The sequence below is a fragment of the Salinarchaeum laminariae genome, assembly GCF_023204835.1.
Taxonomy (GTDB): Archaea; Halobacteriota; Halobacteria; order Halobacteriales; family Salinarchaeaceae; genus Salinarchaeum; species Salinarchaeum laminariae.
In genome coordinates, this window is sequence record NZ_CP096270.1 from 1,640,032 (window position 1) to 1,661,846 (window position 21,815).

Annotated in this window: 20 protein-coding genes and 1 tRNA gene; 13 read left to right on the top strand and 8 right to left on the bottom strand. The window is 67.0% G+C overall.

Features of this window, described 5'->3' with window-relative positions; translation table 11 throughout:
- Nucleotides 1–76 precede the first annotated feature (76 nt).
- Nucleotides 77–1,078, top strand: coding sequence for an NAD(P)H-dependent flavin oxidoreductase (locus tag MXF70_RS07615; protein WP_248515026.1), 1,002 nt, complete (start codon nt 77–79; stop codon nt 1,076–1,078).
- Nucleotides 1,079–1,180: 102 nt separating this feature from the next.
- On the opposite strand, the gene hisS is transcribed toward MXF70_RS07615, so the two are convergent.
- Nucleotides 1,181–2,497, bottom strand: a complete 1,317-nt coding sequence (gene hisS / locus MXF70_RS07620; RefSeq protein WP_248515027.1) for a histidine--tRNA ligase — start codon at nt 2,495–2,497, stop codon at nt 1,181–1,183.
- 228 nt (nt 2,498–2,725) lie between these two features.
- Between hisS and MXF70_RS07625 the strand changes: the two genes are divergently transcribed.
- From MXF70_RS07625 to MXF70_RS07640, 4 genes are all read left to right on the top strand, one after another.
- On the top strand, nt 2,726–3,112 hold the full coding sequence (locus MXF70_RS07625; RefSeq protein WP_248515028.1) for a type IV pilin domain-containing protein: 387 nt from the start codon (nt 2,726–2,728) through the stop codon (nt 3,110–3,112).
- A 140-nt stretch (nt 3,113–3,252) separates the two neighbouring features.
- A complete protein-coding gene (locus MXF70_RS07630) occupies nt 3,253–3,912 on the top strand; it encodes a phosphate ABC transporter permease (RefSeq protein ID WP_248515029.1) in 660 nt (219 codons plus the stop codon).
- Between the two features lie 149 nt (nt 3,913–4,061).
- Nucleotides 4,062–4,526 (top strand): DUF5812 family protein, encoded by a 465-nt coding sequence (locus MXF70_RS07635; RefSeq protein ID WP_248515030.1) that lies wholly within the window; start codon nt 4,062–4,064, stop codon nt 4,524–4,526.
- A gap of 106 nt (nt 4,527–4,632) precedes the next feature.
- Nucleotides 4,633–5,049, top strand: coding sequence for a universal stress protein (locus tag MXF70_RS07640; RefSeq protein ID WP_248515031.1), 417 nt, complete (start codon nt 4,633–4,635; stop codon nt 5,047–5,049).
- Nucleotides 5,050–5,153: 104 nt separating this feature from the next.
- On the opposite strand, the gene MXF70_RS07645 is transcribed toward MXF70_RS07640, so the two are convergent.
- The 3 genes from MXF70_RS07645 to MXF70_RS07655 form a co-directional block, all read right to left on the bottom strand.
- A complete protein-coding gene (locus MXF70_RS07645; protein WP_248515032.1) occupies nt 5,154–5,312 on the bottom strand; it encodes a hypothetical protein in 159 nt (52 codons plus the stop codon).
- 62 nt (nt 5,313–5,374) lie between these two features.
- The gene (locus MXF70_RS07650) at nt 5,375–5,635 is read right to left on the bottom strand and encodes a glutathione S-transferase N-terminal domain-containing protein (RefSeq protein ID WP_248515033.1); all 261 of its coding nucleotides are present in this window, start codon (nt 5,633–5,635) and stop codon (nt 5,375–5,377) included.
- A gap of 275 nt (nt 5,636–5,910) precedes the next feature.
- Nucleotides 5,911–5,982 (bottom strand) — tRNA-Thr (locus MXF70_RS07655).
- A 105-nt stretch (nt 5,983–6,087) separates the two neighbouring features.
- Between MXF70_RS07655 and MXF70_RS07660 the strand changes: the two genes are divergently transcribed.
- Together MXF70_RS07660 and dnaG are read left to right on the top strand one after the other, a co-directional pair.
- Nucleotides 6,088–6,885 (top strand): Nmad3 family putative nucleotide modification protein, encoded by a 798-nt coding sequence (locus MXF70_RS07660; RefSeq protein WP_248515034.1) that lies wholly within the window; start codon nt 6,088–6,090, stop codon nt 6,883–6,885.
- Between the two features lie 149 nt (nt 6,886–7,034).
- The gene (gene dnaG / locus MXF70_RS07665) at nt 7,035–8,528 is read left to right on the top strand and encodes a DNA primase DnaG (protein ID WP_248515035.1); all 1,494 of its coding nucleotides are present in this window, start codon (nt 7,035–7,037) and stop codon (nt 8,526–8,528) included.
- Nucleotides 8,529–8,707: 179 nt separating this feature from the next.
- On the opposite strand, the gene MXF70_RS07670 is transcribed toward dnaG, so the two are convergent.
- Nucleotides 8,708–10,036, bottom strand: a complete 1,329-nt coding sequence (locus tag MXF70_RS07670) for a DUF92 domain-containing protein (RefSeq protein ID WP_248515036.1) — start codon at nt 10,034–10,036, stop codon at nt 8,708–8,710.
- A 226-nt stretch (nt 10,037–10,262) separates the two neighbouring features.
- On the opposite strand from MXF70_RS07670, the gene MXF70_RS07675 reads away from it, so the two are divergent.
- Nucleotides 10,263–10,871, top strand: coding sequence for an undecaprenyl diphosphate synthase family protein (locus tag MXF70_RS07675; RefSeq protein ID WP_248515037.1), 609 nt, complete (start codon nt 10,263–10,265; stop codon nt 10,869–10,871).
- 97 nt (nt 10,872–10,968) lie between these two features.
- Here MXF70_RS07675 and uppS read toward each other — a convergent pair whose 3' ends face one another.
- Nucleotides 10,969–11,910: a polyprenyl diphosphate synthase gene (uppS, locus tag MXF70_RS07680; protein WP_248515038.1), complete on the bottom strand. Its 942-nt coding sequence runs from the start codon at nt 11,908–11,910 to the stop codon at nt 10,969–10,971.
- A 157-nt stretch (nt 11,911–12,067) separates the two neighbouring features.
- Between uppS and MXF70_RS07685 the strand changes: the two genes are divergently transcribed.
- A complete protein-coding gene (locus MXF70_RS07685) occupies nt 12,068–12,571 on the top strand; it encodes a universal stress protein (protein WP_248515039.1) in 504 nt (167 codons plus the stop codon).
- Between the two features lie 171 nt (nt 12,572–12,742).
- On the top strand, nt 12,743–13,582 hold the full coding sequence (locus tag MXF70_RS07690; RefSeq protein WP_248515040.1) for a DUF429 domain-containing protein: 840 nt from the start codon (nt 12,743–12,745) through the stop codon (nt 13,580–13,582).
- Nucleotides 13,583–13,995: 413 nt separating this feature from the next.
- Here the strand turns inward: MXF70_RS07690 and MXF70_RS07695 are convergent, their stop codons facing one another.
- Both MXF70_RS07695 and hemB read right to left on the bottom strand, forming a co-directional pair.
- Nucleotides 13,996–15,684 carry an ammonium transporter gene (locus MXF70_RS07695; protein ID WP_248515041.1) on the bottom strand — a complete coding sequence of 563 codons (1,689 nt, stop codon included), beginning with the start codon at nt 15,682–15,684 and terminating at the stop codon, nt 13,996–13,998.
- 549 nt (nt 15,685–16,233) lie between these two features.
- A complete protein-coding gene (gene hemB, locus MXF70_RS07700; RefSeq protein ID WP_248515042.1) occupies nt 16,234–17,241 on the bottom strand; it encodes a porphobilinogen synthase in 1,008 nt (335 codons plus the stop codon).
- A 167-nt stretch (nt 17,242–17,408) separates the two neighbouring features.
- On the opposite strand from hemB, the gene MXF70_RS07705 reads away from it, so the two are divergent.
- The 3 genes from MXF70_RS07705 (at nt 17,409) to MXF70_RS07715 (ending at nt 21,685) form a co-directional block, all read left to right on the top strand.
- A complete protein-coding gene (locus MXF70_RS07705; RefSeq protein ID WP_248515043.1) occupies nt 17,409–19,646 on the top strand; it encodes a DEAD/DEAH box helicase in 2,238 nt (745 codons plus the stop codon).
- Between the two features lie 202 nt (nt 19,647–19,848).
- A complete protein-coding gene (locus tag MXF70_RS07710) occupies nt 19,849–20,802 on the top strand; it encodes a rhomboid family intramembrane serine protease (RefSeq protein ID WP_248515044.1) in 954 nt (317 codons plus the stop codon).
- A 16-nt stretch (nt 20,803–20,818) separates the two neighbouring features.
- Nucleotides 20,819–21,685, top strand: a complete 867-nt coding sequence (locus MXF70_RS07715; RefSeq protein WP_248518371.1) for an endonuclease V — start codon at nt 20,819–20,821, stop codon at nt 21,683–21,685.
- Nucleotides 21,686–21,815 lie beyond the last annotated feature (130 nt).

Below are 21,815 nucleotides of genomic sequence, written 5' to 3' on the forward strand. Positions count from 1 at the left end.
GCGCGGTGGGTCGTCCGCAGGCTCGTCGCTCCGCTGCGATAGCTCTACGGTTCTCACGCGTGCAGTCCCTGACGTGATGGGTCTGGCCACACGGCTTACGGACGCGCTCCCACTCGAGTACCCGATCATCCAGGCGCCGATCGGCAGCGCGACGAGCCCGGAGCTCGCCACGGCCGTCGCCGACGCCGGTGGACTCGGGATGCTCGCGGTGACCTGGCGTGAGTCCGATGCCGCACGCGACGCGCTCGAGCAGGCGATCGCCGATGCCGACGGCCCGATCGGGGCGAACGTCGTGCTCGATCCAGACGCTGGCGGTGACGACCTCGCTACACTGATCGACGCCTGTCTGGACGCCGATCCGGCACTCCTCCACCTCTCGTTCGGCGATCCGGCCCCCTCCGTCGAGCGGATTCACGATCGGGACGTCCTCGTCGCCGGGACCGTCGGATCCGCAAGTGAAGCCCGCGCTGCCGCTGACGCCGGCGTCGACATCGTCGTCGCGCAGGGCTGGGAAGCTGGCGGCCACGTTCAGGGTGACGTCGCAACGATGCCGCTCGTACCCGCTGTCGTCGACGCAGTCCCGGAGATACCAGTGGTCGCTGCCGGCGGGATCGGCGACGGACGCGGGATTGCTGCGGCACTGGTGCTCGGTGCCGACGGGGCGATGCTAGGCACACGCTTCGTCGCGACGATGGAAGCGGCGGCCCACGACCGCTACGTCGATCGGGTCGCCGAGGCCGACGCGACGGAGACGGTATACGGCGAGCCCTACGACGGTGGTTGGCCCGGCCAGCCTCACCGCACGCTGGAGAACGGGACGACCGAGCGCTGGGAGGCGGCGGGCCGTCCGCGGGACGGAAAGCCCGGCGAAGACGACATCGTCGCCCACGGTGGCGACGGCGAGCCGATCCGCCGGTACGACGACGCGCTCGCGACGCCCGACGTCGATGGTGCGATCGAGGAGGTGCCCCTCTACGCGGGACAGAGCACCGAGCTAGTCGAGGAACGACGGCCGGCGGCGGAGGTCGTTGCCGATCTCGTCGCCGAAGCACGCGACGCAGCCGCTCGGTTCGAGTAACTCTCCCACGGCAACGTCGGGTACTCTATTGGCTGGATAGTCCGAGAAATCGCACACTTCGAACAGTCGCAGTCGAACCACCGTCTACCTGCTGCGCTGCATCTACGCGAAGTCGGCGAACGTCGGCCGTTCCAGATCGCCGGGGAACTCGTCGACGGGCACCGTCGTCTGGTCGCCGCTGTCCATGTCCTTGATCGTGTACTCGTTGGATTCGAGGTCCTGCTCGCCGACGATGACGACCGTCTCCGCTCCGATCGAGTCGGCGTAGTCGAGCTGCGCACCGAACCCGCGATCCGCGACGTCGGACTCGACGACGTGGCCGCGGCTCCGGAGCTCGCGGGCGACAGCGGCGGCCTGCGATCGGGTGTCGCCAGCGGTGAGGACGTAATAATCTGTGGTGAGGGACTCCTCGGGCCAGACGCCGGCGCGCTGGCAGAGTAGGGAGAGCGTGGCGTCGCCCGGTGCGAAACCGACTGCGGGCGTATCGGGGCCGCCGAGATCGCCGATGAGGTCGTCGTAGCGCCCGCCGCCGAACACCGCGCGGGAAACATCGCCGGTGGCGTCGAAACACTCGAAGACGGTGCCGGTGTAGTAGTCCAGCCCGCGAGCCGTCGACAGCGAGAGCGTGCAGTACTCGCGGACGCCGAGGTCGTCGGCTGCGGCGAGCACCGCCTGGAGGTTCTCGATCGCCTTGGACACGCGGTCGTTGTCGGCGAACGCGACGAGCTCGTCGAGCTCCGATTCCGGCGTGTCGAGGAGGTCGTCGAAGCGCTCGGCCTGGTCGGCGGAGAGGCCCGCGGCGACGAGCTGATCGAGGTACTGGGGTCGCTCGAGCTTGGCACGCTTGTCGACGGTGCGGATCGCCGCTTCTGTGTCGACGTCGGTAGCGTCCTCGTCGTCGAAGGACTCGAGGAGGCCGCCGAGCACGTCGCGATGGGAGACGCGGAACTCGAAGTCGTCGGGCTGGAGGCCCAACTCCGTCAGCATCTCCGCGGCCACGGCGAGGATCTCCGCGTCGGCGTCGGGCTCGGCGGAGCCGAAGATGTCGACGTTGGTCTGGGAGAACTCACGGAATCGGCCCTGCTGGACCTGTTCGTAGCGCCAGAACTTCCGCGTCGAGAACCACTTGATCGGCTTCGATAGCTCCTGGCCCCGCTCGGCGACCATCCGCGCGACGGTCGGCGTCAGCTCGGGAGTTAGGGCGACGTCGCGGCCGCCCTGGTCCTCGAAGCTGTAGAGCTCCTCGACGATCTCCTCGCCGCTCTTGTCGACGTACATCTCGGTGCGCTCGAGCGCCGGCGTATCGATCTCGCGGAAGCCGTAGCCGCGGGCCGTCGACTCGACGGTGTCGAACAGCCAGCGACGTGCGCCCATCGATTCGGGGTAGGTGTCCCGGAACCCCTTGATCCGGTCGTACATGACGCGGGCTACCCGGTCCCTGCGCTTGAAACCAGCGTTCCCCGGCCAGGGGTGGCATCGTCAGTGTCACCACCGCCACTGTCACTCCTATACGGTCCTCGGACCGCCATCGTTGCCAGGCATCGCCTCGAGGAGTGCCCGACCGGGAGCCCCTCGAATAGGGGGTCGCTCACCCCGCAGCCGTTCGGATTCACAACCGTTAGGGGCGACCGTCGCTGAACTGATCGCATGCCTCTGAGCCCCGATCGGAAACTAGACGCCCTCGGGGTCGTGCTCGTCGTGTTGATACTTCTCGGGGTTGCCCTCGCGGTGTTCGGAGCGATCGAAGTCTCCAACGGCGGGAACTCCGATTCGCCACAGGCGAATTTCACCGTCGACCGCATCAACGAAACGCACCTCCGCCTGGTCCACGACGGTGGAGACATGATTCGCGGCGAGGACCTCTCGGTCACGATCGACGGCCGGGATCGCGTCCCGTCAGTAAGGCGATTCCCGAGACGAGTCACCGAGGGCGACGCGGCCATCCTTCGCGTCGGAACGGGTAGCACGCTTCGGGTCTACTACCACGGCAGCGGCGTGGGAGCGCCCAAACGACTCGACTCGATGGATACCTGAGCGGCCGATCCGCGGACAGCTCGATTCGACCGACACCTGAGCGGCCGGTTCGCGGAGCTTGCGACGTGCCCGACATCGCTGCCAGCCATGCACGGTGCCCGTGGGCAAGATTCACCTTCCAGCGTCTCAACTGACCGTTCATGATCGATCTGATCGGAATCGCGTTGATCCTTGCGGGGGCGCTCTTGCTCCTGTTCGGTGCGGCACTGTCGGTGTACGGCGTCGCGTTGCTCGGAGCGGTACTCGGCGGCGGTGCTGGATACCTGATCGCGCCCGCGATCGGCGGCGCCATCGGTGTCAGCGGTATGCTGGCGACGGTCGCCGCTGTCGGTATCGGGGTTCTCGCCGGCGTCATCGTCGCGTACACGGTGTTGTCGATGGTCGTCGCGATCGCCGGATTCGCAGTGGGGAGCCTGCTCGGCATCTACCTCGTCACCGACATCGTCGGCGTCAGCGGTATGCTTCCCGAGGCTGGCGTCGCTCTCGCAACGGGGATCGTACTCGCCTTCCTCGCGATGTTCCTCACGAAAACCGCCCTGATCGGGATCACTGCCTTCGTCGGGGCAGCCTTCGCCTCGACGGAACTCACGATGGACGCCTTCGAGACGGCGGCCGACGACGTGACCATCGATCCGCTCGTAGTAGCGCTCGACGACCCGATCTTCCTGGGACTGTTCGTCCTCGGCGTGCTCGCGCAGTTCGGCCTGTTCAAACTCGGCTGGTTCGCCAAGATCGCTGGTGCGCTCCCCGGTGCGAGCGTGATCACCGACCGCGGCGAGGACGAATCCGCGGCCAACTGACGTCGACGCGCGGTCGGTCGTGCCACCGGGACGGTTCCCACTTTTCCACCTTCGAACATTTCGTGTGGCGGTTTGCAAGAGCGTCGCTTGGTCAGTTTCGTCGATGTGAACGCGCAAGTCCGAAGGTGCTCCTCCGCCCACGACCGAGTATGACCACGACGACGGGCACGTTTCTCGTAGTCGAGGCCGACGACGAGTCGGCGATCCTGCGAAGCGTCGAGGACGGACAGCTACACACCCTCTCGACGAACCCAGATCTCGACGGGGGCGAGGTCCTCGAGGCGACGCTGACCGCCGAACCGCCGATGGAGGTCACCTGGACCGCCGAGATCTCGGATCGCCGCGAGATTCCGATCGAGCTGGTCGATCTCGAACCGACGCGGCGTTCGATCGAGACCGCCGAGTCGATGGCGACCGGCGATCTCGAACGGTACGAGCGCGCCGGCGAGGGCGAGGTCCACGTGCTCTCAGTTCCCGAGGGCGAGGAGGCCGATGCTGCGGCCGACGTGATCGAGGACGAGGCCACGGTCGAACGCGCCGCCAGGCTCGACGCTGTGCGGGTCGAAGTTCGGACGGCGGACGGCCTCCTCAGCGTCCGCTACCTCCCCAAGTGACCGAGTTGGTGCCGAGCAGTCACTCGACTCTCGACTCCTGATACAGTCCCAACTATCCGTGGCTCATGGACCGTGATTTATGCCCGCCCGGGACAGAGACGTTACCATGACTGTCCTGGTCGCGTACGACGGTTCGGCTCCAGCACAGACGGCGATCGAACACGCGATCGATCGCTACCCCGACGACGAGATCGTTCTGTTGCGCGTGATCGAGATGTCCGGCGGCCACCTGATGGCCGGCTGGGATCTCCTCCAGGAGCGGCTCAAAGACGCTCAGGACGAGGGGGCTGCGGAGCTCTCCGAGGCGGTCAGGGACCTGATCGACGACGCCGACGTCGAGTTCCGTATCGAGACGGCCGTTGGAAAACCGGCCCAGGAGATCGTCGAGTTCGCGGAGGACGAGGGCGTCGACGTCATCGTCGTCGGCAGTCACGGCCGCGAGGGCGTTTCGCGAGTGCTGCTGGGCAACGTCGCCGAGCGGATCGTCCGACGCGCACCCATGACTGTGACCGTCGTTCGGTAAGTTCGAGAGCGACCGATACACCCTCGACTCCAGGGATGGCGATGCTCCACTGATCCACCGCTCGAAAAAACGCGTGTTCCCGGCACGCCGACGTCGGCTGCCTCTCAGTTGCGTAGTTTGTCGACCTTCGCTTCGAGTTCGTCGATCGCCTCGTCGAACTCCTGTTTGGCCGTGTCGCTGATCTGATCGGCCTCCTTCGCGGCACTGTCGAACGCGTCTTTTACGCGCTGTACCGCCTCGTCGGTGTCGCTACTCCGGGACATACTGCATCTGGCACGTAGACGGCTCGATTCTGAAAAAAGCGGCGCTCGTCAAAGTCGTTCCCTCACGCGTAGTGGTCCTCGAGATACGTTACGATGTCCTCGCTTCCGTACAGCGTGGTCTGCCGATCGGTGTCCACGAGGTACGGTATCTGATCCTCCCCGCCCGCCACGAGCTGCTCGTGCGTGGTTTCGTTGGTCACGTCGCCACCTTCGTTCCCCGGGAGTCGGGGATTGTGCGCGACGTAGGAGACGCCGAGTTCAGAGAGCGTCTCGCGGACCGTGGTGGAATGGGCGCAGCCTTCGGACTGGTAGAGTTCGAGCACGGGATGAGTTGGGGCCTTCGCGTGTATCAACAGTGGGTGCTTTCTGCGCTCTCGTCTTTCATTGGCGACGTTACTGATGAGGAGGAGCCGTTGCTGAGGCTGCAGATCTGTGGTTCGTCAAAAACCTCGCAGGAATTTGAATCCAGAGCCAGACGGTCGCTCACTCCGCTTCGCTCCGTTCGCGCTCCGACTGGCAGGGATTCAAATCCCGGGGTCGGCTTCCTCGCTCCAGCCTTCCTCGTCGCTGTCGCTCCTCGGTCGTTGCGTCGCGAGAAAGCCTAGGCCGGAATTTGAATCCGGGGTCTCGTCCTTACCAAGGACGCGCTTTACCACTAAGCTACCCAGGCACGCAGCCCATCCTTGCCCGGTAGCAAGTTTGAACGTTTCGATACGGCCACCGCCGAACCACCTGACGGCGCGAAGCTTTTCCCGCCCCGAGACCACCTCCGATCGTGCCACGAGCGGTCGCGATCAACGTCGGCGCCAACAGCTCGCTACCGGGGTTCCGTGGGCCGATTCACCCCGACGGGAGCGCTGTCTACGTGCCGATCCCCGAGCGCGAGCCCATCGCTGCTGAAGCTGCCGACGACGTCCCGACCTACGCCGACCTCGATCTGCCGATCGAGATTCCAGCGGCCCACCGCGACACGCAGCTCCACCTCGATCCGTCGTTCGCCGAGTATCCCCACTGCAGCGAGTACACCTACGGCGACGATTACGGCGTGAAGGCTGCACCGCTGCTCGACCTCGAATCGGGCGACTTCGTCTACTTCTACGCGACGCTCCGGACGGTCGACTACGGCGAGGGATCGGCCGAACCACCACGTGCGCTTCCCGACGCAGTTCCCACTGAGGCTGTGGCCGAGGGGTCGAGCGACCCGGCGGTCGAGGACTGGCGCCCACCTGAGTGGGGTGCGTTCGTGATCGGCGCGTTCGAACTCGATCGCGACCCGATCGCCGGCGAGGAACTCGACGACTGTCCCGCGAGCGTTCGTGCGCGCCTCGCGGAGAACGCACACGTCAGACGGGAGACCACCGACGCGGCGGTGTTCCTGCTCGGCACTCCCGAGCGCTCCGGGCTGCTCGACACCGCGATTCCCCTGTCGACGCCGGCGGGTGGCACCGATGCGAACGCGATCGTCACCGAGCTCTCTGCGGACTCCGGGAAGGGGCCGTGGTGGCGACGGCCGCTCCGGTTCGAGGAAGACCCGACCGCAGCGCTCGCGTCCGTCGTCGAGGCATCGCGCTGACTGGCGCAGGGCCGCCCAATTGGGGGCGCAAGATCGGGTGCGGTCGCTCGCATCTCTCTCATCCGATAGGACTTTGCGTGCTCATCGTCTTAGATGGAGCCAACCTTCGGGTCGACGGATCGATCGAACGTCCCCGTCGCCCACTACCCATGGACAACTCTGCGAAGTATCTCATCCACGCCGCGTTCGCTGCAGACGGTATCGTCGAGCGAAGCGACGTCGTCGGCGCCGTCTACGGCCAGACCGAGGGCCTCCTCGGCGAGGAGCTCGACATCCGTCGGCTCCAGGAGTCCTCGAAGCTCGGCCGGATCGACGTCGAGGTACAGGCCGCAGGCGGCCAGTCCGCCGGCGAAATCACGATCGCAACGAGTCTCGATCGCGTCGAGACTGCGACCCTCGGGGCCGCACTCGAGACGATCGACCGCGTCGGGCCCTGCCGCGCGAGCATCGAGGTGACCAATCTCGAAGACGTGCGCGCAGCCACGCGCCGGAACGTCGTCGACCGCGCCCAGCAGCTTCTACTCGAGGAGTTCGAAGGCGCGACGAGCGACGAGATCGTCGAAGAGGTCCGCCGCCGCGTCGCGACCGCCGACGTCACGACCTACGAGGAGCTCCCAGCCGGGCCGAGCGTCGCCGACGGCGACGCGATCGTCGTCGTGGAGGGCCGCGCCGACGTGAAGGCGCTGCTCGCTGCCGGCGTCAAGAACGCCATCGCCGTGGAGGGGACCGACGTCCCCGAGTCCGTCGCCGAACTCAGCCGCGAGCGCCGGACCACGACGTTTCTCGATGGAGACCGCGGCGGCGAGTTGATCCTCCAGGAGCTCCGGCAGATCGGTGACGTCGACGCGGTGGCTTTCGCGCCCATCGACCGCTCCGTCGAGGACCTCTCCCGATCGGAGATCCTCGCGGCGCTCCGGAGCACCGTCGACGTCGGCGCGCTCGGCGACGCTGCCAGTGCGAGCGATCTCGCCGACGCCGCCCGAGCCCGAACCTCCGGGGGGACGGCGATCCAGACGCCCAGCACGGGTAGCGATCCCGACGGCCCCGACGCGGTCGACGACTCTGCGCTCGCCGAGGAGGATGGCGACTCGGTGACCGACCTCGACGGGGTGGAATCCGCCGACGCTCCCGAGGACGGCCACGACCGCGCCGATTCGACCGATCCGACGCCCTCGGAGGACGACGAGGGGACAGCCAGGACCGCCCAGCCCGACAATGCCGGCCGTGATGCTGCCGAGCGTGCTGACGACGAGCTTGGAACGGACGCCGATCGTTCGGAAAACCCGACGAATACGGCGGCAACGGAGCAGTCCGGATCCGAGACGGCCGCGTCCGATGCCGCAGACGTCCCCCGAACGATCCACGACCACGTCGAGGATATCGTGGGTACCGACGAGGCACGGTTTCTCGACGGCGAGACCGAGGAGCTTGCGACCGTCGACGCATCGGACGCCTTCGAGTCTCTCCGGGACGCGGACGCAGTTCCGGCGACGATCGTCCTCGACGCAACGCTCGACCAGCGACTCCTCGATCTCGCCGCCCAGCGGGGCGTTCGCGAGATCGTCGCGGTCGAGCTCGGGGAGTTCGCGAAACGCCCGACGGACGTCCGGATTAGGGCGGCGTCGGCGCTCCTCGGCGAGTAGTCGGCTGCGGTAGCGTTGCGCGGTAGTGTTCAGTGTGGGGTGCAGGATCCTGATGGCTGGACAGCTGCGCGGTTGGATTCGCAATATGGCGTGCGATGCTGAACCAGAGAGCGAGAGAGCTACTGCTGGAAGTCGTCGTAGTTCCCACAGTCTGTCGGCGGAGTCGACGCCGACTGCAGTCAGAAGGTCACGCCGGTGACCGTCACGACCCCAGCAGCGACCGCGAAACCGGCTGCCGCGAGCGCTCCGGCGAGCGTCGCCGTGAAGTTGACGCCGGAGTTCCCGAGAATCGTCCCCTCGATGACGGCACCGAGCAGCGAGTCGACGGTCATGCCGGTTGCGCCACCGAGTGCGATCGCGACCGCGCCGACGAGCGAAATCTCGGGGAAGGCGAGGAAGGCGAGCACGCCAATGGTGAGGGTGCCCATCGCGCCCGCGGCGGTTCCCTGCCACGTGACGGCCCCGTCGGTTCCTGGCGGCACCGGCTTCAACGAGGTGATTAGGCGGGTGCCGTCGAACGCGCCGCCGATCTCGCTGGAGAGCGTGTCGCCGAGTGCGGTCGCGACTGCCCCAGCGAAGGCGAATGGAACGAGCGCCGTCGGTGCCTCGAGGAATCCTGCCTCGACAGCGGCGAGCGTACAGACCGCGCCGACGGCGACCAGCGAGTTCGCGAGCACGTTCGTTCCCCCACGGTTGCCGCCGTTCTCTTCGGCGACCCCACGCTCCAGCTTCGTCTCGTAACGGAACTTCGTCGCGAGTCCGCCGACGCCGAAGAACGTGAGCAGCAGTCCGAACCACGCGTAGTCCGCGAGCACGATCGTGACGAGCCCGAGCAGGACGCCCGCGAGCACGCCCTCCAGCGACGCAGTGTCGAGGACGTATGAGAGGACGCCGAAGACCACCATCACTGCGACGGCGATCGCGACTGCGCTGGGATCCGCGCCAGCGTCGACGGCCGAGAGGAACCAGAGGACCAGCCCGACGGTCAGGAGCACTGGGGGCTCGTCCCTGGGGAACAGCATCGATCGGATCAGCGCGCCGACGAGCGCGCCGGTCAGACAGAGCAACAGCAGGCTTCCCGCTTCGATCGAATCGCCGGCGAGCAGCGTCGTGCCGGCCATGCCGATCGCGGCGCCAGCGGTCCCGGCGCCGAGGAAGCCAAGCGTCGGTGCGACCGAGGAGTGCGCTCTAACGACCTCCGCGCCGACGTTTCCGATCGCGACGAGGAGCACGCTGCCGGCGAACACCGTGACCGGGAGGTCGCCGAAGACGGAGAGGCCGCCGAGAACGGTCGCCGCGAGCGCGAAGTCGAAGAGTGCGCGAAGCCGCCCGGCCTCGCGGTCAGCGGGGCGGGCGAACAGCTCGAACACCGGTCCCCGCGTTATCGCGAGCGCTGCTGCGGCGACGACGACGAAGGGGACGATCGCGGCTCGTCCCAGCAGCGGCGCAGCGAGTGCGAGCGCCCCCACTCCACCGAAGGCGCTGGCTCGCCGCACGCTCGAGTTCACAGTATCGGGGCTTTCGCGGAGGACCACTTAACGCTCCCGAACCCCCGACTGCGCGGTAATCCGTGCCTACTCTGGGCCACAGGCAGCGCCGTGCGGGTAATTCCACTGGCGCATTGGCCGTAGCAAAGGTTCTGGGGGTCGACGAGGTCTGGCGAGGGTCCGAGAGGGGCCCGATTCGCTCCGGGAATCAGACGGTTTTAGATGGAGACGGCCGTCGGCCCACATCGTGGGACTCTACGATCGGTACCTCGCGTTGCGGGTACGGTCCGCCGAGGGCACGCCGCCTGCCCACGTCGCGCTCGTCATCACCGAGCGTGACCTGCTCGAGCCGGGCGCATACGACACGCTGTCGGAGTTTCTCGAGTGGGCGTTCGCCTACGGCGCCGAGCGGGTCACCGTCTACGTCAGCGTCCTCGATCCAGAGGCAGTCGCGCCGTTACGCCGCGGGCTCGAATCCGCCGCTACGCCACGCGATACTGCCGTTCACGGGCCCGACGAACGCACCGACTCAGACGCGCCGATTCAGGTCAGCGTCGGTCTCGGTGGCAAACACGAGTTCACGGAAGCCGTCCGATCGCTGGCGGAGGAGGCCGCGAACGGCGACCTCGACCCCGCGAAGATCGACGAGGCCGACATCGAGTCCGAACTCGTCCTCGCAGAGGAGCCGGATCTCGTGATCAAGACCGGTGCCGAGCGCCTCTCGGATTTCATGATCTGGCAGTCAGTCTACTCGGAGCTGTATTTCACAGACGTCAACTGGCGAGATTTCCGCAAACGGGACTATTTGCGCGCAATCAGAGAGTATACCGACCGCTCGCGACGCTTCGGACAGTGACATCGGTGCGACGCGCTGCTGATCGATAGCGACTTTCTCGATTCCGCCGCTCATCGCTCGGTCGCTTTCGACTGTAGGTTCTCTCTCTCGACGCCAGTCACTCGCTCGAGGCCGCCACGTCGGAGGATTCGGGAACCTCGGGCGGCTCGCCGTCGGCCGGTCGCTCTCCGGCTGGCAGCGCGTCGCGACAGCGCCTGATGGTCTCGCGTGCCTCGGCGAGTTCGACGCCCCCCAGCGCGCGCACAAGCGCGAGTCCGCGCCGGGCGCGGGTGCGCCGCCAGGACTCCTCTCGGTGTTCGTACGTCCGGAGGCCGCGCAGGAAATCTACGCGAGAGAACTCCGGCCAGTAGGGCGCACAGAAATACACCGCAGCCTCGTTGCCGTTCGCGTGCCAGGGGAGGAAGTTGCTGGTCCGCTGATCGCCGCCGGTCCGGACGATCAGGTCGACGTCTCGGACTCGCCGATCGTACAGCCGATCCGCGACCGTGTCCACGTCGATCTCGGCGGGGTCGATCTCCCCGGTCGCCGCGGCGTCCACGACGTCGCGGGCCGCCGAGAGCATCGTCTCCCGGCCACCGTAGGCCAGCGCGATGTTGAGCACGAACTCGTCGTACCCCTCGGTGCGCTCCTCGGCGTAATCGATGGCCTCCTGCACCCGTTCGGGCAGTCGCGGGACGTCGCCGATCGCCCGAATCGAAACCTCGTTCTCGTGGACGCGATCGGCGTCGGCGAAGTCATAGAGCTTCTCTTCGGCGAGATCGAAGATGACGTCGAGCTGTTCCTGCGGCCGATCGAAGTTCTCCGTCGAGAACGTGTAGAGGGTCAGTTCCTCGATACCGAGCGTCTGGCACCACTCGAGGACGTCCTGGGTCGTCTTGACGCCCTCGCGGTGGCCGTCGCTCGCGTCGGCACCGTGTTTGCGGGCGTATCGGCGGTTGCCGTCCTGGATGACTGCGACGTGCGCCGGCGGCTCGTCGATCGCTCGCACGAGCTGGCGCTCGTACGCCTTGTGTATCCGGGTTCGAAGCCACTCGATCACGGGTACCACTCCGTCACAATGTCGAAATCGCTCGCTCGCCATTTGTAGGTTTCCGTCAGCGCGCTCCCAATCGTGGGCTGTGCTCGCACTCTGCTCGTCTGCGTCGCGCCAACTGGGCGACGCCACGGTTTTGGGCCAGTGCGCGAAACGAGGGATAATGCGCTATCTCGCTGCGGTCGACACCGTCCACACCGCGGCCGCCGTGAGTGACTATCTCGGCAGACGCCTCGGTGTCGACGACGAGGTGGTCGCCGTCACGGTCCACGCGACGGAGAGCGACGCGGCCGGAGAGGACGCTGGCGCCGTGGACGCATCCACCGCTGATACTGCCGATGCGGCTACTCCAACAGGATTCGCCGTCGATTCGACGGCCGAACGCGACGGGCTAGAAGCACTGAACGTGATCGGCGTCCGTCTGGCGGTTCCGGAGGTCGACACCGTCGAGCGTCTTGGCGACGTCGCCGCCGAACTCCTCGACGCTGCTTCGACGTTCGACGTGGACGAGATCGTGCTCGGTCGTCGCGCCGGAACGATGGACTCGGCCGAAGAGTCCCCCGAGGCCGGACTGGAGCTCCCCGAGGGCGAGCTGGGGTCTACCGCGGCGGCAGTGCTGGCAGGCGCGGATCGGCCGGTCGTCGTTCTTCCCTCTGTCGGCGACTGAGTCGAATTCGGCCAGACCGGGTCGATATGGGCGAAATCGGGCAGGAGCTACTTGTAGGAGGCCCCGAAATCGGTCTGGCATGTGCCGACGTGACGGGGGTTCACGGTACGGTCCGACCGGACGAGGATCGCGGCCACAGCGCCCCGACCGGCGAGCGCGGGGGCGGTTCCGGTGAGTTCGACCACGGGCCGCCGCCGGATCTACGGTATCGACTTCAGCGGCGCACAGGACGCCGGACGGAACGTCTGGCTGGCGAGTGCAACCCGGCGGGAGGGCACGCTCCTCGTCGAGGGCTGTTTCCCCGGCGAGGCGCTCCCTGGCTCCGCCGCCGATCGCGAGGAGTGCCTGCCGGCGCTCCGGTCGTTCCTCGCCGGTGCCGACGACGCGATCATCGGCATGGACGTTCCGTTCGGCCTCCCGGCCGAGCTCGTCGACGAGGGGACCTGGCCGGCGTTCGCGCAAGCATTCCCAAACGACGCAGCGGGGCCGACCGAGTGGGCCGAGGCCTGCCGCGATCGCGCGGAGACACTCGATCGCGACCGCGTCGAACTCAAGCGCGCGACCGACGACGAGACCGGTGCGCCCTTCTCTCCGTACAATCTCCGGATGCGATCGAGCACCTACTACGCCATCTCGTCGGTGCTCGCTCCGCTCGTCCAGGCCGACGCTGCGAGCGTGCTGCCGATGCTCCCGCCGAACCCTGGCGTCGCGTGGCTGGTCGAGGCCTGCCCTGCCGTGACGCTGGATCGGCTTGGACTCGACGCCGAGGGGTACAAAAACGACGACGAAGCTGCCGAAGAGCGCCGAGCCGAGATCGTCGACTCGCTCGTTGCGGGACCGGCAACGATCGCGCCTGACGTCCGAGAGTCGGCGATCGCTGAGCCGGACGGCGATGCGCTCGATGCGGTACTCGCCGCTGTCGGCGTGACGATGGCGCTGGAGCGCGGCGAACCGACCTCTCCGGGAACCGTCGACGCCAGAACGCGGATCGAGGGCAAGATCTACGCCTGACCACCTACCTTTTTTCTTGTCGGGTTTCCTCGCGAGCCGGAGGCTCGTGGTTCGAGAGAGCGAAGCTCTCTCGTCATCACGAAAGACGCGAAGCGTCTTTCGAACGACTGCGGGAACCCTCCTAGAAAAAATCTGCACCGCGAGAGCGAAGCTCTCGCGAGCTCTGGCTCGCTCCGCTCGCCAGAAGACCAAAAAAGACCGATAGCTCGGGGCTTCGTCCCTCACTATCGGCGAACCGCTCGCTCCCTTCGGTCGCTCGCGGACGCTTTTGAACGGGAACCGCCTCACCTGCCGTGGTTAATCGGTTCGCCAAACTACTGTAGCTGTTCATCGGCGCTGCCGCTCCTCGATCCTGGCTTCCGAAAGAAGAAACGCGAAACCGCACCGAACCGATTCGAGATCGAGCCGTCCGCTCAGACTGCGTCGACGCCGGTCTCGCCGGTTCGCACCTGCGTGGCTGACGTGACGGGGAGGACGAAGACCTTGCCGTCACCGGGCTCGCCGGTGTTGGCGGCCTCGCGGATCGCTTCGACGACCTCCTCGGCGGGGACGTCGGAGACGACGCACTCGATTTTGACCTTCTGATGAAGGTCGACCGTGTACTCCTCGCCGCGCCACTGGCCCTTCTTCGCGGGCTGTGAGCCGCGGCCGGAGACGTTCGTGACCGTCAGCGACGGTGCGCCAACTTCCGCGAGCGCCTTCTTCACGGCACCGAGGCGGTCGGGTCGGACGACGGCCATGACCATCTCGATGTCGGCGGCGAACTCGCCGCCGTCAGTTCGGAGCTTCTCTTCCGGGATCGCCGTGCCGCCATCCGCCGCGATGTCGGGCTTGCCGAACTCTGGGTAGGTGTCGACGCCGTGTTCGGAGACGTCGAGGCCCTCACGCTCGTGTTCGGGCGTGACGCGTGCCTGCCCGATGGCCTTGAGACCGCCCCAGATCGCTGCGGTCGCGGCGACCGTCCAGGCCGTGATCATCGCGACGCCCAGCAGCTGGGCGATGAACGCTTCGCCGATACTGGTTCCGCCCAGCGCCGCGTCGGTCGCGACGAACGGGTAGAGCAGCGTCCCGAGCACGCCTGCAGAGCCGTGGACCGGGAAGACCGCACAGACGTCGTCGATCTTGAGCGTCTTCTCGACGAAGCCAAAGACGAGCGGGAGCTGCGCACCGGCGAGACCGCCGACGACGAACGCGCCCCACCACGTGGTGACGTTCGGAATCGCCGTGATGCCGACGAGGCCGGCGAGCATACCGTTGGCGACGTAGAGCGTGTCGACCTTGCCGGTCTTGAACCACGCAACGCCGCCTGCGCCGATCGCGCCCATCGCCATTGCGACGGTGGTCGTCAACACGACGCGGCCGAGGACGCCCCCGTTGAGCACCCACTCACCACTTTCCTGCACGACGATCGACGCCGTGCCGACGTTGAACCCGTACCAGCCGAAGGCCAGCAGAAGCGTTCCCAGCACTGCGAACGTGAGCGAGTGGCCAGGGATGACGTTGACGCTCCCGTCCTCGTTGTACCGATCCATGCGCGGACCGAGCATCCAGGCAGCGGTGAGGCCGGCGATACCGCCCATGCCGTGGACGATCATGCCGCCCGCGAAGTCCTGGAAGGGAGTATCGAGGAACTCGGTGACCCAGGCACCGGACCAGGTCATCGCGAGGACGACCGGGTAGATCACGGCTGCCAGCAGGAAGGTGTACGCGATGTAGGCGCGGAGCTTCGCACGCCCTGCGACCGCGCCGGACACGATCGTCGCCGCCGTCATCGCGAACACTGCGCCGTAGAACCAGCCGGTACCCCAGGATGCCGCCGAGTTGTTCGGCGTGAATGCCCAGCCGCCGGTCGACCCGATCAGGTCGCCCACGAGTGGGGCGAGCCCCGATCCGATCAGCAGGAAAGCGAGAACCCCGACCGACCAGGTTAGCAGGTTCTTCGTCAACTGGTTCGCGACGTTCTTCGAGCGGACCTGCCCAGCTTCGAGCATGGCGAAGCCCGCGTGCATGAAGAAGATTAGGAAGGAGACGACCAGAATCCACGAGTAGTTGATCGCGGAGGCGGTGTCCGCGCTGATCTGTGCGGGCAGAGCGCTCAACATACGGACGGCACCTCTTCACAGCCGATCGTGGTCTTAGAACCGAGGAAGCCGGACTTCCTCCGATCGTAACTCGATTCACCCAATTCGTGATCGTTCGTCTTGCGCATCACGGATAGTCTGCTTGAACCATTTGGATATAAGACTTAGCGTTGTTGTATGTCCAATAATAACGTCATCGGGGGGCGCTCGTCGGAGATATAATCTGTATAGTTGGATATAAGGTGGTTGTGTGGTCGGAGACCGCGGTCCGGAATCACGGGTTTCGGACGTTCGTCAAACTAGCTCGGTTGCCGGGAGTGCCCATTTCGCAAGTCTTGCACCGTCTTCGGCCGAATGTGGCCGCCGCGCGCGGCAGGAATTGCCAGATGGGGGCTGGCGACGCGTCCGGGAATCCCAACCAGCTGTGTACGGTCGTGAACTCTCGTTCGATCGAGACGCCGTCCGTCGATCGACGTACGTCAACTGCGGCGATCGGCGGACTGTATGGCGTCTCCGCATTCGACGCTCAGAATCCGATGGAATTGGAACAGAAACGGCAGATTTCGAAAGTCAGAGTCGCTCTGCAACGTCTTCTGCGAAGTAGGTCACGATCACGTCGGCACCTGCACGCTTGATCGAGAGCAGCGACTCCAACGCCACGTCCTCGAGATCGAGCCACCCCCGATCCGCCGCCGCGTGTAACATCGCGTACTCCCCGGAGACGTTGTACGCGGCGACCGGCCTGTCGAAGGACTCGTCGACGCGTCGAACGACGTCGAGATACGGTAACGCGGGTTTGACCATCAGCATGTCAGCACCCTGCTCGACGTCGAGGCGAACCTCTCGCTCGGCCTCCTCGGCGTTCGCGGGATCCATCTGGTAATGTCGCCGGTCGCCGAAGGCCGGCGCGCCGTCGGCGGCGTCGCGAAAGGGCCCGTAGAACGCCGATTCGTACTTCGCGGCGTAGCTCATGATCGGCACGGCGTCGTAGCCGTCGTCGTCGAGCGCCGTACGGATCGCACCGACCATCCCGTCCATCATCCCCGAGGGTGCAATCACGTCAGCACCCGCGTCCGCGTGCGAAGTCGCAATCTTGCCGAGCAGGTCGAGCGTCGCGTCGTTGTCGACGGTGAGGTCAGCCTCCTGGTCGCCATCGCTGTGTTCGGTTTCGCCCCCCACACCGGGTTCGAGCACGCCGCAGTGCCCGTGTTCGGTGTACTCACAGAGACAGACGTCCGTGATCACCGTCGCGTTCGTCTCCGCGGTGATCGCACGCGTCGCGCGCTGGATCAGGCCATCCTCGGCCCAGGCTCGCGATCCCTGCTCGTCCTTCGATTCGGGAATTCCAAAGAGCATGATCGTCTCGACGCCGGTTTCGAGGACCTCCGCTGTCCGTTCGACGGCGTCGTCGACGGGGACGCGCTCGTGGCCCGGCATCGACTCGATCGGCACGCGCTCGTCGGTGGTCGCGTCGACGAACACGGGGGCGACCAGATCCGATGCGGCGAGGTCGGTCTCCGAGACCAGCTCACGGAGCCCGTCGCGACGGAGCCGGCGTGGTCGCTCGCTCGGGTGCATATGCGTGCGTCGGGCGCCTGCGCGAAAAACTCCACCGGTCCGAACACTTTGCCGCCACCCTACTGTCCAGAGCAATAGACCACTGGCTCCCGGCCAGCCTGCCGATTCGATCCACTTTCTCCCCGCTCGACGAACGTTTACGTAGGAAGCCGGCCCAGGTAGGCCCAATGCGCGTCGCCGACCTGCCCCTCGACCCCGCGTACGTCGCTCACTTCGAGGCGCAGGGTATCGAGGAACTCTATCCGCCACAGGCCAGCGCGGTCGACGCTGGCATCTGTACCGGCGAGTCCGTCGTTGCAGCGGTCCCGACCGCCAGCGGGAAGACGATGATCGCCCAGCTCGCCGCGCTCACTGCCGCCGGCCCCGCGTCACGCCGTCCAGCGGACGACGATGCTCCTGGGTCGAGCGAAGCGAGTCCGACGGCGGTCTACGTCGTCCCACTGCGCGCGCTCGCCACGGAGAAAGCTGCGACCTTCGAGAAGATCCCCGGGATCAGCGTCGGCGTCGCCAGCGGAGACTTCGACGCCACCGACGAGGAGCTCGCGGGCCACGACGTCGTCGTGGCGACCGCCGAAAAGGTCGACGCCGCGATCCGCCACGGTGCGGACTGGGTCGAGCGGGTCGCCTGCGCCGTCCTCGATGAGGTCCATCTGCTCGACGACGCCGGCCGCGGGCCGACCCTGGAGGTCACGATCGCGAAACTCCGGCGCCTCAACCCCGACGTCCAGCTCGTCGCGCTCTCCGCGACGGTGCCCAACGCCGACGAGATCGGCGAGTGGCTCGACGCGACCGTCGTTCGGAGCGACTGGCGCCCGGTCGAGCTACGGACCGGAATCTACGCAGATGGATCGCTCGTTCTCGGTGGGGGAGAGGACCGCGAAGAGCGAACAATCGAGCCGGTCGCCGATGCTGACGCCGACGGGGGGGACGGTGCTGGAGCTGCAGCCGATGCCGCCACCACAGCTTCCGAGAGTACCGACGAGGAGCGCTCGCCGACCGTCGACCTCGTCGCGGACGCACTCGACGCCGAGGGTCAGTGTCTCGTGTTCGTCAGCTCCCGACGTGAGGCCAGAGAGCTCGCCACCACGCTCGCCGGCGCGCTGGCAATCGACGTCGAGCCGTCCGAACCGAACGAGTCGCGTACGTCCTCAACCGAGTCTGCATCCGAGTACGCATCCGAGCCAGCATCCGAATCTGCAGCCTCGGCCGAAACTGCATCTGCAACTGCAGACGCAAACGAAACTTCGAACGCAACGAGGACCGCGACCGCTCTCTCGGACGCAGCGGAAACGATCACGGGCGAATCGCTCGCGGACGTCGCTGCCTCGGGCGTGGCCTTCCACCACGCTGGTCTGGCCGCCGACCACAGATCGCTCGTCGAAGACGGCTTCCGCTCCGGCGACCTCCGGGTGCTCTGTGCGACGCCGACGCTCGCCGCCGGCGTCAACGTCCCCGCTCGGCGCGTGATCGTCCGCGATCACGAGCGCTACGGCGACGGCGGTACCGAGCCGCTCTCGCCGCTCGAGATCCGCCAGATGTTCGGCCGCGCCGGCCGACCGGGGCTCGACCCCTACGGCGAGGCGATCCTCGTCGCCGAGGACGGGGACGAACGGGCGCAGCTTCGCGAGCGCTACCTCGAATGCGAGCCGGCGCCGGTTGCCTCGAAGCTGGACGAACCGCGGGCCCTCAGACCGCACGTGCTGGCCTCCGTCGCGGGCGGGATCGCGGACTCCCGCGTCCAGCTCGCGTCGTTGCTCGAGGAGACGTTCCGGGCCCACCGTAGCGACGGCGATTCGCTGCAGGCGACCGCTGCCGACGCGATCGACCGCCTGGTCGACGCCGGGATGCTCGTCGGCGACGGCGAGCCTCCCACGGCGACCTCCGATCAGGGAGCCGAATCCGCTGGCGAGCAGCTGGTCGCGACCGAACTCGGCGCGCTCGTCTCTCGGGTCTACGTCGACCCGGCGACCGGCGCGGACGTCGTCGCGGCGCTCGAACGCGCGGACGACCTGGACCGGATCACGCCCCTGACTGTCTGTGAGATGATCTGTGACACCGCGGAGATGCCGACGCGGTACGTCGGTCAGGCCGAGGCCGGCGAGCTCTCCGAGTTCGCGTTCCGGGAGGAGGGCGAACTCGCTCGTCCCATCCAGGAGTTCGAGGGCGAGTTCCACGCCTGGCTCTCCTCGCTCAAAACCGCCCGGCTGCTCGCCGAGTACGCCGACGGCGCGCCGATCGACCAGCTCGTCGAGGGGTACAACGTCGGTCCCGGCGACGTCCGCCGATTCGCGGAGCGCGCGGAGTGGCTCCTCGCTGCGACGGAGTCCCTCGCCGACCACGTTGGAAGCGACGCCACGGAACGAATCCGCGACACGCGGGAGCGGCTGGCGGCGCGCCTGGAGTGAGCAGTCTGGCGGTGCGGAGTGTGGTGGGGTGGGGAAGATGAGGGAACAGGCGGGAGGTTCTGGTGTGGAGGGGGAAGACGCGGATTCGAGCCAGCAACGCGACTCGCCACGCCGATCCTCGGCACCGGTTTCGACGCCACTGCTCGTCCACGCCATCGAACGGACCACAAACCACATCACGTGTCCGAGCCAAGCAGGCCCAATGGCCGAGTGCGACGCGTGTGGCAAATCGGAGAACATGCCATACGAGTGCAAACGCTGCGGCGGGCAGTTCTGTACCGAACACCGACTGCCCGAGTCCCACGACTGCCCGGGGCTGAACGCCTGGAGTGGTGGCGAGGGCGGCGGAGCGCTGGGTGGCGGGCCGAGCGCGGGCGGCCCGAACGCGGGACAGGGTCCTTCGGCGAGCGGGGGAATCGGATCGATCGGCACCGAGGACGACTCCGGTGTCTTCGACGACCCCTTCGGCACCGGCGGCTGGCGGGGTTACTTCCGGAACAACATGACGTTCGTGTTCCTGGTCGCGATGTGGCTGACGTTCGCGGCGCAGCTGTTCCTCCGGCTCACGAACGAGGGCGGGATCTACGGACTGGAGGGGAAACTGTTCATGGTACGGACGACGAGTCCCGAGAACGTCTGGACCTACGTCACCTCGATCTTCGCCCACAGCGGGATCGCCCACATCGCGTTCAACTCGATCGCGCTGTACTTCTTCGGCCCGATCGTCGAGAAGAGGATCGGGAGCAAGCGGTTCACCGCGCTGTTTTTCGGTGCCGGTATTCTCGCGAGCGTCGGCTCAGTCGCGGTGCCGCTCCTGCTCGACGAGCCGATGGCCGGGCTGGGCGCCAGCGGTGCGATCCTCGCGATTCTCGGCGTGCTGACGATCCTGAACCCGGACCTTCGCGTCCTCCTCTTCTTCGCGATCCCGATGCCGCTGTGGGTGCTCACCATCGGGTACGGCGTCCTCTCGGTGTTTGCCCTCGGCGTCGGCGGCCCCGGCGCCGGCGGCATCGGTCACGTCGCCCACCTCTCCGGCCTGCTGATCGGGCTGGCGTACGGCCAGTATCTCAAGGAGCAGGGCGTGACAGCGCCCCGGAAACTCCAGTTCGGTGGCGGCGGTGGCGGTGGGATGGGTGGCGGACGCCGGCGCTTCTGAGGCGGACTCTGGCATGGTGACCGTTCAGCGGCCCGACTTCGTTCCCGACCCGTGCCTCGATCGTGAGGCGATGGAGTCTCTCCAGCGTGAGATCGCCGCCGAGGCGATCTTCGCTGACGAGTTCGACTTCGATCCAGCAGCGGTCGCCTCGAGCGCCAGAAGCGACGCCGAACAGACGGAACTTGGCGATCCTGCAACTGCCGACGATCCGGCCACCGGTGCGTCGGAGCTACCGATCGTCGCGGGGATCGACCAGGCGTTCCAATCCAGCGATGGGGAACCCGCGGGACCCGGCGAGTTCGACGAAGCCGTCAGCGCCGTCGTCGCAATGCGCGGTGGCGAGGTCATCGAGCGCGTCCACGCGGGCAGCGATCTCCAGATTCCCTACATCCCCGGCCTCCTCTCCTTCCGCGAGGGCGAGTCCATTCTGGCGGCGCTCGCCGAACTCTCCGTCGAACCGGACGTACTCTTGCTGGACGGCAGCGGTCGGATCCACTTCCGAGAGGCCGGCATCGCGACCCACGTCGGCGTCACCGTGGATCTGCCCGCGATCGGCGTCGCGAAGTCGCTGCTCTGTGGGACACCACGCCCGGATCTGGCCGGTTTCGACTCCCTCGACGATCTGCCAGCGGGAACGATCGTCCAGATCGAAGCCGACGACGCGATGGAGACGGATCGGGGGACGGTCGTCGGCGCCGCCGTGCAGACGCGACAATTCGACTCACCCAACCGATCGATCAATCCGCTGTACGTCAGTCCAGGCCACCGCGTCGGCTGGGAGACCGCCGCGGCGATCGCGCTCGCGACCGCAGAGGAGTACAAGCTTCCCGAGCCGATCCGGCTGGCCGATCGATGGGTCGGCGAGCTGACCGCGGCAGAGTGAGCGGGTCGTCGCGTTCGGGGGGCCGCATTCATGGCACCGCTGTCCTAGCGGCGGGTCCTGGGCCCCTGCAGACGGCGCGGCGAGCGGCCAGCCACCTTCGCTCCCCGGTGTCCCCTGGGCCGGCGGACCA